Below are 12,153 nucleotides of genomic sequence, written 5' to 3'. Positions count from 1 at the left end.
TCGGGCGCGCGACCCGGCGATCCGGTAACGACCGTTCTCAGATCACGGCTACAGCAAGGGAAGCGCTCAGCTCTTCTTCCCAGGCGGGGTGAGCACCTCGCGGCAGCGGATATGCTCGGGCCGGAAGCCCATGCCGATGATGCGCGCCGGAATGCGGCGGAGCGGCGGAAACCAATTCAACAGCTTCACGGCCAGTGGCGCCTTGGGAGCCGTGCGGCTTGCGAGCAGCGGCTTGATGAACTTGTTCTGCAGGAAGATCTGCAGCCCTTGCGTCATCTTGGCCGGCCATTGGCGGCGCTGCTGCACGTCGTCCAGGAGACCGACGGCGGCCGGACCGTCGCGCAGCGGCTCGGCCAGGATGTTTGCCGCGGCCACCGCGTCCTGAATCGCCAGGTTGATGCCCACGCCGCCGATGGGCGACATGGCGTGGGCGCAGTCGCCGATGCAGAGCAGCCCCGGCCGGTACCAACGCTGGACCCGGTCCACGGTCACTGTGAGGAGCTTCACATCATCGAAGCTCACAAGCGCCTTCACGTTCTCGGCGATCGCCGGATTGATGCGCACGAGCCTGTCCCGGAAACTCTCGATTCCCTGCTCTTTGACCGCATCGAAGCCGTCTTTGGCGATCACGAAGGCACATTGCCAGTAGTCGCCGCGATCGAGCATCACCAGGAAGCCGTCCGCGCCGATATAGCCGAGAGTCCCGCCCTCCGTTTCGGTTGCTTTCGGGATTCGCATCCACAGCACATCCATGGGGGCGCCTTGATCGCTCACCTGAAGCCCGGCCTTGGCGCGCACAGTCGAATGGCGGCCGTCGCAGCCCACGACGAGATCGGCGCGGATATCGAGACGGCCGTCGCCATGGCGGGCGCGAACGCCCGCGATGCGGTGGCCGTCCCAGAGGAGATCGGTAACCTCGGTCTCCATCCTGAGCTTGAAATTCGGGAGGGTCCGAGCCTCCTCGGCCAGGAAATCGAGGAAATGCCATTGGGGCATGAAGGCGATGCAGCGTTTATGCACCGGTAGGTGCGAGAAGTCGGCGATCTCGTAGCGCTTGCCGCTGATATCGGCGCCGACCTCGCGAACTTCCTGATGGGGCCGCTTCAGGAACGCTTCCAGCAGACCCAGCTCGTAGAGGCACTGCATGGTGGAGGGGTGGATGGTATCGCCGCGAAAATCGCGCAGGAAATCGGCGTGCTTTTCCAGCACAATCACGTCAACGCCGGCGCGGGCCAGGAGGTAGCCGAGCATCATCCCGGCGGGACCGCCACCGACAACGCAGCAGCGGGTGTTCAGCTTTTCGTTGGCCATGACGGCTCGACCTTCGGAGTCCCAGAATACGCCTCCTCTTTCCTATCCCAGGCGGGGCCGCGCGGGATAGTGACACGCGCCGACCGTCCACGGTTTCAACCCGCGACGGCGCGGCCCGCGACCGAAGGACATGCTCAGCTGCGCAAATGGCTGAGATCGGTGTATTTGGGCGCTTTGCCGTTCAGCGGATTCTCCGGGTCCCAGGCGTATTGCATCGTCGAGAACCGGGTGGCGAGGGCATCGTAGAGCAAGAGGCGGCCGACGAGGCTTTCGCCGGTGCCGGTCAACTCCTTCAGGACCTCGACGGCCTGCAAGGTCCCCATGACGCCGGCCACGGCCCCGAGGATGCCTGTCTCAGAGCAGGGCGCCACGGTGCCGGCCGGCGGCGGTTCGGGGAACAGGCAGCGGTAGTTCGGGTTCGGATCGCCATCGGAGCCGGTCTCGAATGCACGAAATGTCGTGAGTTGGCCGTCAAAGGGGCCAAGGGCCGCGAAGACCAGGGGCACTTTCGCGAAGTAGCAGGCGTCGTTCAGAAGATAGCGCGTGGTGAAGTTGTCCGACGCATCTGCGACGAGGTCGTAGCTCTCGATCAGCTCAAGCGCGTTGTCGATATCGAGCCGGGTCTGGTGGGGCTCGACATTCACATGGGGGTTCAAACGATGGACGAGGCGTGCGGCGCTTATGGTCTTGGGCTCGCCGACGGCGCCCGTATCATGGGCGATCTGGCGCTGGAGGTTGTCCAGGCTCACCGTATCGTCGTCGACCAGGCCGATAGTGCCGACGCCGGCCGCGGCGAGATAGACGAGAAGCGGCGAGCCGAGGCCGCCTGCGCCCACGATCAACACCCGGGCGCGCTTGAGGCGCTGCTGTCCGTCGCCGCCGATCTCTTTCAGGACCAGGTGGCGCTTATAGCGTTCGATTTCTTCGTCGGTGAACATGGGGTGTTCGAACCCTCTCATTCGTCATGCCCGGATTTGATCCGAACATCCATTTCGTTCCGTTGCAGGCTGAGCTTGACCGGACTCTCATACACGAGCTGAGAGGTAACGGCGTGGATCGCCGGGTCAAGCCCGGCGATGACGAGCCGGAGACGCTAGCGTCCCGTGGAGCCGAAGCCACCCTCGCCGCGGGCCGTCTCGGAAAGCTCCACGACCACAGCTATCCTGGCGCGGGTCACGGGTGCGATCACCATCTGGGCGATGCGCTCGCCCCGCTGAATCAGGAAATCCTCCTCACCGAGATTGATCAGCAGCACCTTTACCTCGCCCCGGTAATCCGCATCGATCGTCCCAGGGCTGTTGAGCACGGTCACACCGTGCTTGAAAGCGAGACCGGAGCGGGGGCGAATCTGGGCTTCGAAGCCCCTGGGGAGCTCCATGGAAAATCCGGCCGGGATCAACTGGCGCTCGCCAGGCCGAAGCTGCACGTCCTCGCCTTCCGCCACGGCGGCGAGAAGATCGAAGCCGGCCGCGGCCTCGCTCTGATACGCGGGTAGCGGCAGGCCTTCCCCATGGGGCAGCCAGATCAGTTTCACAGATACTGAATGGGTGCTCATCGAAAGTGCAATAGCACTCATTCGGCTGCGGAGCGAAGCCCGGAGAGCGCGCCGGCGGCGCGGCGCAGCAGCGCGTGCGCCATCTCGTCCTTCGCCATGGGCTGCCAGTCCTCGACGCCGGCTTCGGTGACGAGGTGAATGCGGGTGTCATCGCCACCCATGATGCCGGTGGCGGGCGAAACGTCGTTGGCGACGATCCAGTCGGCGTTCTTCTTCTGGCGCTTGGCGACAGCATTCTCGATCACGTTCTCAGTCTCGGCGGCGAAGCCGATGACGAGAGACGGACGGTTCGGGCCGGCCTTCGCGACGGCCGCGAGGATGTCGGCATTGCGGGAGAGCGCGACCGAATGGGTCTCCTGGCCCTCCTGCTTCTTCATCTTCTGATCGGCTTCGCCGGCACAGCGCCAATCGGCGACGGCGGCGGCCATGATCGCGATATCGGTGGGAAGCGAGGCCTGGACCGCCTCCAGCATCTCCGCGGCACGCTCCACCTGGATGAGAGTGACGCCATCGGGTGCGTCTAGAGCCGTGGGTCCGCTCACCAGGGTCACGCGGGCGCCCAGAGCAGCGGCGGCACGCGCGAGCGCATAGCCCTGCTTACCCGACGACCGGTTGGCGATATAGCGGACCGGATCGATGGGCTCATGGGTCGGGCCAGCGGTGATCAGCACGTGCCTGCCGGAGAGCGGGCCCTTCGAAGCTTCAGCGAAAACATTCTCGACGGCAGCCAGGATATGCGGCGTATCGGCGATGCGACCGAAGCCGTACTCGCCGCAAGCCATGTCGCCCTCCTGAGGACCGACGAAGCGGCAGCCATCTTCTTTGAGCTGGACGACGTTCCGCTGGGTGCCCTTATGCTCCCACATGCGGACATTCATGGCCGGCGCCACGAGCACCGGTGCCGTGGTGGCGAGCAGGACCGTGGTCGCCAGATCGTTGGCCTGACCTTGGGCCATCTTGGCTATGAGATCGGCGGTTGCGGGCACGACGAGCACCAGATCGGCCTCGCGGGCCAGGCTGATATGGCCGATCTCCGCCTCGTCGTTCAGATCGAACAGCTCGGTGAAGACCTTGTTGGCGGTGAGCGTCGCGAGAGAAAGCGGCGTGACGAACTCGGCGCCGGCCTTGGTCAGGATCGCGCGCGTCTCCGCGCCCCACTCGCGCAAACGGCGAACGAGGTCGAGGGTGCGATATGCGGCAATGCCGCCACCCACGATCAGAAGAACGCGTTTTCCTTGCAAGCTCTGCTCCATGGCTCGTTTCATACCATAGATGGGGTGCATTTCGCGTTACTGCGAGGGAGCCCTAAAACACCATCGCTGCGGCGATGACGGCGAGCGAAATCGCGCCGACCCATAGGGCAAGGCGGCCCATGCGGCCTTTGCGGGCTTGGGCATCGGCCATGCGCTCCACGGTATAGCTGTCGAGGCGGAGCCCCTCCTCCGCCATAGAGGAGAAGGCGTCGGCCGCGGCTTCGGCCTGGCCCAGTAGCCGGGGGATATGGCCGGCGAAGCGGCCGAGGCTCACGGCGCCTTCGGCGGCTTGCTCGATACGCCCTTCGGCGCCGAAATGGCTCTCCATCCATTCGCGCACGACAGGCTCGGAGACGGTCCAGATATTGAGCTCGGGGTCGAGCTGGCGGGCGACGCCTTCCACGACCACCATGGTCTTCTGGAGCAGCAGCAACTCGGGCCGGGTCTCCATGTCGAAGACTTCCGTATATTGCAGGAGCTGGCCCAGGAGCGCGGCCATGGAGATCTCGGTGGCGTTCTTGTCCATGATCGGCTCGCCGATGGCCCGTAGGGCTTGGGCGAACAGCTCGACGGAATGGCGGCGGGGCACGTAGCCCGCCTCGAAATGGACCTCGGAGACGCGCTGGTAATTCCGCGTGATGAAGCCGTAGAGGATCTCTGCGAGAAAGCGGCGCTCCTTGAGCCCCAAGCGTCCCATGATGCCGAAGTCGACGGCAACGATCCGGCCCTGATCGTCCACGAAGAGATTGCCGGGATGCATATCGGCGTGGAAGAAGCCGTCGCGCATGGCGTGAAGCAGGAAGATCTGGAGGAGCCGCTGGCCGATCTCTTTCGGATCGAAACCCGCCTTCTCGAGCGCTGCCTTGTCGGCGATGGGGATGCCGTCGATCCATTCCAGGGTCATGACGCGGCGGGCGCTGCGGGTCCAATCGACCTTGGGCACCCGGAAGCCATGATCGTCCTTGGAATTCTCCGCCACTTCGGAGATGGCGGCGGCCTCCATGCGGAGATCCATCTCGATGGTGACGGACTGGGCCAAGGTCTCGACCACGGCGACGGGGCGCAGGCGCCGGCTGGGGCCGTGCCAGGCTTCGATTGTCTGAGCTGCGAAGAGGAAACTTTCCAGGTCGCGGGTGAAGCGGCGCTCGATGCCGGGCCTCAGCACCTTTACGGCCACGGGCGTCTCGCTGCCGTCAGGCTTTCGCACCTTCGCCTTATGCACCTGGGCGATGGAGGCAGCAGCGACCGGCGTGCCCAACTCGGTATAGAGGTCTTCGACGGGTTGCCCGAGTTCCTGCTGGATCGTCCGCTTGGCCTCGGCCATGGGAAAGGGCGGAAGCTTGTCCTGTAGCGGCGCGAGATCGCGGGCGAGGTCGGGACCGACGATGTCGTCGCGGGTCGCGAGGAACTGGCCGAGCTTGATGTAGGAGGGGCCGAGCGAGGTCAGCGCGCGGGTCAGCCGCTCCTGATTGCTCTCCTGGCCTGGCTTCTTCTCCTTGCGCGCAAACATCTTGAGCGGCGCGGGGATATTGGCATCGGCCGGCACGACGCGGGCGCCATTCCAGAGAATGGTCCAGCCGGCACGCATGAGCCGGAATGAGTTGGTGATCGGATCCATCATCGGACTCAGATCCGCCAGCCGGAATGGATCGCGGCGATGCCGCCGGTGAGGTTCCGGTAGCGAACCTGCTCGAAGCCGGCCTCGCGGATCATCTCCGCGTAGGGCTCCTGGGTCGGAAATTTGCGGATACTCTCCACCAGATAGCGATAGGAGGCGGAATCCCCCGCCACGACCTGCCCCAGGGCCGGGATCGCCTTGAAGGAGAACAGGTCGTAGAGAGTGTCCAACATGGGCACTTCGACGGCCGAGAACTCCAGGCAAAGGAAGCGACCGCCAGGTTTCAGAACCCGGAAGGCTTCCTTCAGGGCGCGGTCGATATGGGTCACGTTCCGCATGCCGAAGGCGATGGTGTAGGCGTCGAAGCGGCCGTTTTCGTAGGGCAGCGCCTCGGCGTTGCCCTGCACGAATTCGACCCGGTCGAGCCCGGCATGGCGTTCGCGACCCGCCTCCAGCATCTCGGCGCTGATGTCGCAGATAATTGCCGTCGCGTTGGGGCCCGATGCCTTCAGGAAACGCTCGGCGATATCGCCCGTGCCGCCCGCCACATCGAGCAACGCGAAGGGCGTGGCGCTCCGAGGCGGGTTGAGCTGGGCGATCATGTCGTCCTTCCACAGCCGATGCATGCCGCCGGACATGAGGTCGTTCATAACGTCGTAGTTCTTGGCGACCTTTGCAAAGACGCCGTTCACGCGGTCCTGACGTGCGTTCTCGTCGACCTCTTCGAAGCCGAAACTGTATTTTTCGGATGCCGCCATGCTTACGCCCGGTTGGAATACTCTCGGCAGGCTCTATGGCCCGGGGAATGGCTGCGGACAATAGCCTAAGGGGTATGAACAGGCTATTGTTGCGGTGCAGCGACGATCGCCGTGTCGCTGCATGCCCGTCTCGGCATTCCGATACCGCGTTTCCGCAGTCGGGGTACAGCGCCCCGGACCTTCTATGCCCGAACTTCCCGAAGTCGAAACCGTGCGCTTGGGGCTCGCCCCTTTCATGGTCGGCAACACCATCGAAAGCGTGGAGCAACGCCGTGCGGATCTGCGCTTTCCGCTGCCGGCGAACTTCGCCGCGCGGCTTACGGGGCGGCGCATCGAGGCCATGGACCGGCGGGCTAAGTATATTCTTGCACGGCTGGACGATGGCGAGGTGCTGGTCATGCATCTCGGCATGACAGGGCGCTTCACGGTGGATGAGGCGAACGGCACTGCCGTGAAGCCCGGCGTGTTTGCCCATCCCGGGACAGATGCGCCCCGTCACGAGCATATCGTCTTCCATCTTAAGGACGGGGCGGCCATCCGCTACGCGGACGCGCGGCGCTTCGGCTACATGGCGCTGGTGCCGGAGGCCGGTATGGCGGACCACCCTCTCTTCAAGGGGCTGGGGCTTGAGCCGCTCGGCGACGACTTCACGCCCGAGGCCCTGGCGAGCGTTCTGGCAGGCGCCAAGACGCCGCTGAAAGCTGCCCTGCTCGATCAGCGCCGGATCGCTGGGCTCGGCAATATCTATGTGTGCGAAGCGCTCTATGGGGCGCGGCTTTCTCCGCTTCGGCTTGCTGGCACCATCGTGACCAAGGCCGGCAAGCCGACGGAACGCTGCACCCGGCTGGCCGATGCGATCGGCCGCGTCCTGACCGATGCGATCGCGGCCGGAGGCTCCTCTTTGCGGGATTACGCCCATGCGGACGGATCGCTCGGCCGCTTCCAGCATTCCTTCAAGGTGTATGGGCGCGAAGGAAAGCCCTGCCCTGATGCAGACTGTCAGGGCGTCGTGAAGCGCATCGTTCAGAGTGGACGCTCCACCTTCTATTGCCCGAGTTGCCAACGCTAACCCACCAACCAAGAGGCGGGACCAGATGAACGGAATCGAGACCGAGAAGACTTACGAGACCCTGCTGGTGGCCCAGGAGGGCGGCGTGGCCGTCATCACCTTGAACCGGCCCGACGCCATGAACGCCCTGAACGCGAAGCTGGTGGGCGAGCTGAACACCGTGCTCGACAAATGCGACGCGGATCCTGCGATCGGCTGCGTGGTGCTGACGGGCGGCGAAAAGGCATTTGCTGCTGGCGCCGACATCAAGGAGATGAAGGACAAGAGCTTCGCCGATGCCTTCAATTCCGACTTCATCGCGCCATACGACGCCATCGCCGCCCATAAGAAGCCGCTGATCGCGGCCGTCTCCGGCTTCGCGCTTGGCGGCGGCATGGAGCTCGCCATGATCTGCGACATGATCATCGCCGCCGACAGCGCCCAATTCGGACAGCCGGAGATCCAGCTCGGGATCATGCCGGGCGCGGCGGGACCCAGCGCCTGACCCGTGCGGTGGGCAAGGCGAAAGCGATGGATATGTGTCTCACCGGACGGCGCATGGACGCCGAAGAGGCGGAACGCTCGGGTCTGGTAGCCCGCGTCTTTCCCGAAACGTCGCTGATGGAGGAGACCCTTAAGATCGCCGCCAAGATCGCGAGCTTCTCCCAGCCCGCGGCGGCCATGATCAAGCAGTCGATCAACACGAGCATGGCGACGCCCCTGCCCGAAGGCATACGCCAGGAGCGGCATCTGTTCTATTCGACCTTCGCCACGGAGGACCAGAAGGAGGGCATGGCCGCCTTCACGGAGAAGCGGAAGCCCGACTTCAAGCATCGCTGAAAGAGCGCGGGGACGCCCCGGATGGCTGAGCCAAGCCTTCGCCTGGCCGATATGGAGGCGGCACGAGAGGCGGCTGACCGGCTTTTCGCCGCGACCGCCAGCAGGCTGAAACAGCTCCTTTCGGATCAGGCGGAGATCCTTCATATCGGCGCGACGGCCATACCGGGCTGCCTCACCAAGGGCGATCTCGACATTGTCGTGCGGGTGGCGCCTGACGATTTTGCGGCCGCCGATCAGGCTTTGAGCGCCCACTATGCGCGCAATTCCGGCTCGGTCAGGACCGGCGGCTTCTCAGCATTCGAGCAGCCGGGCAGCAGCCCGCCCCTCGGTATCCAGCTCACGGCACTCGGCGGCGAGTATGACGTCTTCCATCTCTTTGCGGAGCGGATGAGGGAGGATCCGGATCTGGTCGTTCGCTACAATGCCTTGAAGCGTCGGTTCGACGGCCAGCCCATGGAGGCCTACAGGGAGGCGAAGTCCTACTTTATCCGGGCGGTTCTTGGGTGGGGCGGAGGGAGCATCCCTCGCTTCACGGCCCACGGTGGCCTCAGCCCGGTTGACGGGTTGCGCCGCGCCCGTTATAGAGCGCGGTCAATTCTCCTTTCAGGATTTTGTTGCGCGGAGAGCCGCCGAATGGATCGGCGTGACACGCGCTTTGGGAACGACATATGGCGAATACGAAATCGGCAAAGAAGGCCGTCCGGCAGCTGCACAAGCGGACCGCCGTGAACACCGCCCGCAAGAGCCGCATGCGGAGCTTCATCCGCAAGGTCGAAGAGGCGATCGCCTCGGGCAAGAAGGACGAGGCTCAGGCAGCCCTCCGGGCAGCCCAGCCGATCATCGCCCGGAACGGCCAGCTGAGCGTGCTGCACGAGCGGACCGCCTCGCGGAAGATCTCCCGCCTGTCCAAGCGCGTCGGCGCGATGGAATCGGCGTAGACCGCTTCGTCTAATCCTCAAGATCGCTAGCGATCCAATAAGCGCGTAAGGAATGCTCCTTGCGCGCTTTTTGCGCGTGGCCCGTCGGTCCCTTCCGGCAGGCCCTTGGCGGCCAGCTCTGTGCGCGCCGAACGGGCAATTACAGGGCGGGATTGCTCGCCTTCAGGGCATGCCGGCGCCGGACTCGGCGGGGCCCTTTCTTGCAACATAAAAATTTTACGCCGAGGCCAAAAAAGTCACTCTGTTGCGGAGGTGACACGAAATTTTTGGGTGAGTTCGGGGATTTTCGAGGCGCCCTTTCATGTCGATTTCGTGAATATTTCAATTGTTTGACGGCGCGAGCCGGTCCGAAAACCGAAGCTGGAGCGCCGTGCGGTAACCCTTTTTTAGCAAAATTTTTTAGCCGCGATTCAGGGCGCCGAGGAGGTTGAATCCCGCTACCGGCAGGGTCCGGCCGGATCGAATCAAGCTTGCAGCACAGTGAGTTGGCGGCGAGGATTGAGGGCGGCCGGGAAGGGTGCCGAGGGACGGCAGGCCGCGGGGCGGTTGCTTGATCGGCCGAAACCGCCCGTGTATAGTTCACTCATCCGAACGGGGTAGCCCCCTCCATCACAATACAGTTTTCAAGCCTGGCTAGTGTCGGGACGGGAAAGTTTTGTCTAATGCGATGATGGTGCGGGGAAAGTTTGAAGTTTTTAGTCGTAGGCGACGTAGAGTGCGGCGTTTGTAGCAGAAGAACTACTAGGTATAGTGGCTTTCGAGCTGATTTGTACTTGGGTTGACCGCTCGATACCTAGGTTTTTCAAAGAGGGGATCTGCTGCTTGAGCGCAGAAATGGGCGATAGCGAAGTCGATAACGTGGACGTGGAGACGGCCTGGAAGGCGCTCTCGTCCAGTGGCGGCGCGCAGCTCGTCGATGTGCGGACGAGAGCTGAGTGGACGTATGTCGGGATTCCGGATCTCGGAGGCCTCGGTAAGCGTCCTGTTCTCGTCGAATGGCAGACGTTTCCCGACCAAACGGTCGATCCGCGTTTCGCCGAACGTCTGGCCGGAGAGCTGAAAGCTCTCGGCGTTTCGCCAGACGACGACCTTTTCTTCATCTGCCGTTCGGGCAGCCGGAGCCTGGCAGCTGCCGAGGCAATGGCGACGATGGGGTTTCGTGCTTGTCACAATGTCGCCGGCGGTTTTGAGGGGCCGCTGGACGACGATAGGCATCGGGGCGCCATCGGTGGCTGGAAGGCGGCAGGTCTCCCCTGGCTTCAAAGCTAGGCAAACGACCAGCCGTATGGACAAGAGGCTGTCCGTGTCAGGGGGGTGCTGCTCTGTCTGGAGTAAGCGGTGCGTGCCTGCGCGGGGTAGACGAACGGGTGGCACAAAAAGTGACAGAGAAAAACGACAACGCGGCTCGCGCCGCGTGGGAGAGGGTCAAGTCACGTCTGCAAGCTGAGTTGGGTGAGGACGTCTATTCGAGCTGGTTTCGAGGCGTCGAGCTTGACAGGGTCGAGGAAGGTACAGCCCATTTGACGGTGGCCACGCGCTTTTTGAAAAGCTGGCTCCGGTCCCACTACTACGATTTCGTGATCCAGCTCAGCCGCCAGGAGTGGAGCGATCTGGAGCGGCTGGATTTCCAGGTGCGGCAGCCGCATTTCAAACACGCGGCGGCGGCCCGGAAAGCCGCAGAGGCGGCGCCGGCACCGCGGGTCGCGGTGGCCGAGGCGGCGGAGGTCACGCTGCCCTTGCGCACGGGCTATGGCGGGTTCGACGGCTCGCCGCTGGACCCGAAGCTCACCTTCGATACGTTCGTGGTCGGAGCATCGAACCAGCTTGCCAATGCGGCGGCGAACCAGGTGTCCGGAAACGGCGCCGGGTCCCAGTTCAATCCGCTCTTCCTGCATGGCAATGTCGGGCTGGGTAAGACCCATCTGCTGCACGCGATCGCCTGGCAGTTCACCAAGGCGAAGCCCGAGGGCGAGGTGCTCTACCTTACGGCGGAGCGGTTCATGTCTGGCTTCGTCCAGGCGCTGCGGGCCAAGGATGCGCTGGCCTTCAAGGAAAGCCTGCGCCGGATCGATCTCCTGATCATCGACGACATGGAGTTCCTCCAGGGGCCCACCATCCAGCAGGAGTTCTGCCATACGCTGAATTCGCTGATCGATGGCGGACGCCAGGTGGTGGTCGCAGCCGATCGGGCGCCGAACCATCTCGACCGTCTCGATATGCGGATGCGGTCGCGGCTCGGTGGCGGCCTTGTGGCGGAGATCGCGCCCATGGACCGGGACCTGCGGCACAAGATCCTGAGCAAGCGGGCGAGCGATGCCTGCAAGGACACCCCTGGGCTCGAGATTTCCGATACGGTGCTGAGCTATCTTGCCGACCGGCTCACCGAAAGCGGCCGGGAACTCGAAGGCGCAGTACATCGCCTGCGGGCGGCCTATCAGCTGACGGATCAGCCGGTGACCCTCGAGATCGCCGAGCAGATCGTACGGGAGCTGATGCGCGGCACGGAGCCCAAGCGGGTGCGGATCGACGACATCCAGCGGACGGTTTCCAAGCATTACGGGGTGAACCGGGGGGACCTGCTTTCCGGGCGCCGCAACCGCTCCATCGTCCGTCCGCGCCAGATCGGCATGTATCTCTGCAAGCAGCTCACGTCGCGCTCGCTACCGGAGATCGGGCGCCGGTTCGGCAATCGGGACCACACCACGGTGCTGCACGCGATCCGCAAGATTGAGCAGCTGATGTCGGACGACACCCAAATGCGCGAGGAAATCGAGCTTTTGCAGCGTCTCCTGCGGGATTAACGCGCTTCACGGAGGCCATGGCGGGGTTTCG

General features: G+C 64.0%; 11 protein-coding genes and 1 pseudogene. 6 read left to right on the top strand and 6 right to left on the bottom strand.

From position 1 onward, the window contains the following. Nucleotides 1-66 precede the first annotated feature (66 nt). The 6 genes from A7A08_RS13040 to ubiE all read right to left on the bottom strand — a co-directional run bounded on the left by A7A08_RS13040 (nucleotide 67) and on the right by ubiE (nucleotide 6,495). Nucleotides 67-1,311: an FAD-dependent oxidoreductase gene (locus tag A7A08_RS13040; protein ID WP_069095914.1), complete on the bottom strand. Its 1,245-nt coding sequence runs from the start codon at nucleotides 1,309-1,311 to the stop codon at nucleotides 67-69. 134 nt (nucleotides 1,312-1,445) lie between these two features. After that, nucleotides 1,446-2,249 (bottom strand): HesA/MoeB/ThiF family protein, encoded by an 804-nt coding sequence (locus tag A7A08_RS13035; protein WP_069095913.1) that lies wholly within the window; start codon nucleotides 2,247-2,249, stop codon nucleotides 1,446-1,448. A 155-nt stretch (nucleotides 2,250-2,404) separates the two neighbouring features. Continuing rightward, a complete protein-coding gene (gene dut / locus A7A08_RS13030; protein WP_069095912.1) occupies nucleotides 2,405-2,866 on the bottom strand; it encodes a dUTP diphosphatase in 462 nt (153 codons plus the stop codon). A gap of 17 nt (nucleotides 2,867-2,883) precedes the next feature. Continuing rightward, complete coding sequence (gene coaBC, locus A7A08_RS13025; protein WP_069095911.1) at nucleotides 2,884-4,119, bottom strand: bifunctional phosphopantothenoylcysteine decarboxylase/phosphopantothenate--cysteine ligase CoaBC; 1,236 nt, start codon at nucleotides 4,117-4,119, stop codon at nucleotides 2,884-2,886. A 52-nt stretch (nucleotides 4,120-4,171) separates the two neighbouring features. After that, complete coding sequence (gene ubiB, locus A7A08_RS13020; RefSeq protein WP_069095910.1) at nucleotides 4,172-5,740, bottom strand: 2-polyprenylphenol 6-hydroxylase; 1,569 nt, start codon at nucleotides 5,738-5,740, stop codon at nucleotides 4,172-4,174. A 5-nt stretch (nucleotides 5,741-5,745) separates the two neighbouring features. Continuing rightward, nucleotides 5,746-6,495, bottom strand: coding sequence for a bifunctional demethylmenaquinone methyltransferase/2-methoxy-6-polyprenyl-1,4-benzoquinol methylase UbiE (gene ubiE / locus A7A08_RS13015; protein ID WP_069095909.1), 750 nt, complete (start codon nucleotides 6,493-6,495; stop codon nucleotides 5,746-5,748). A 184-nt stretch (nucleotides 6,496-6,679) separates the two neighbouring features. Here ubiE and mutM point away from each other — a divergent pair, with 184 nt between their 5' ends. From mutM to dnaA, 6 genes and pseudogenes are all read left to right on the top strand, one after another. Continuing rightward, nucleotides 6,680-7,564 (top strand): bifunctional DNA-formamidopyrimidine glycosylase/DNA-(apurinic or apyrimidinic site) lyase, encoded by an 885-nt coding sequence (gene mutM, locus A7A08_RS13010; protein WP_069095908.1) that lies wholly within the window; start codon nucleotides 6,680-6,682, stop codon nucleotides 7,562-7,564. A gap of 25 nt (nucleotides 7,565-7,589) precedes the next feature. Then, nucleotides 7,590-8,383 (top strand): annotated as a pseudogene (locus tag A7A08_RS13005) (enoyl-CoA hydratase). Between the two features lie 21 nt (nucleotides 8,384-8,404). Beyond that, nucleotides 8,405-9,112 carry a GrpB family protein gene (locus tag A7A08_RS13000; protein ID WP_069095907.1) on the top strand — a complete coding sequence of 236 codons (708 nt, stop codon included), beginning with the start codon at nucleotides 8,405-8,407 and terminating at the stop codon, nucleotides 9,110-9,112. Further along, nucleotides 9,052-9,321 (top strand): 30S ribosomal protein S20, encoded by a 270-nt coding sequence (gene rpsT / locus A7A08_RS12995; protein WP_069095906.1) that lies wholly within the window; start codon nucleotides 9,052-9,054, stop codon nucleotides 9,319-9,321. Before A7A08_RS13000 ends, rpsT begins: the two co-directional genes overlap by 61 nt. Nucleotides 9,322-10,071: 750 nt before the next feature. Beyond that, a complete protein-coding gene (locus tag A7A08_RS12990) occupies nucleotides 10,072-10,590 on the top strand; it encodes a rhodanese-like domain-containing protein (protein ID WP_342586690.1) in 519 nt (172 codons plus the stop codon). A gap of 110 nt (nucleotides 10,591-10,700) precedes the next feature. Next, nucleotides 10,701-12,122: a chromosomal replication initiator protein DnaA gene (gene dnaA / locus A7A08_RS12985; RefSeq protein ID WP_069095904.1), complete on the top strand. Its 1,422-nt coding sequence runs from the start codon at nucleotides 10,701-10,703 to the stop codon at nucleotides 12,120-12,122. The last annotated feature ends 31 nt before the right edge of the window (nucleotides 12,123-12,153 follow it).

The sequence above is a fragment of the Methyloligella halotolerans genome (assembly GCF_001708935.1).
Lineage (GTDB): Bacteria > Pseudomonadota > Alphaproteobacteria > Rhizobiales > Methyloligellaceae > Methyloligella > Methyloligella halotolerans.
The sequence above is the reverse complement of the archived record's forward strand: the minus strand, read 5'-3'. Positions and strand labels throughout refer to the sequence as shown.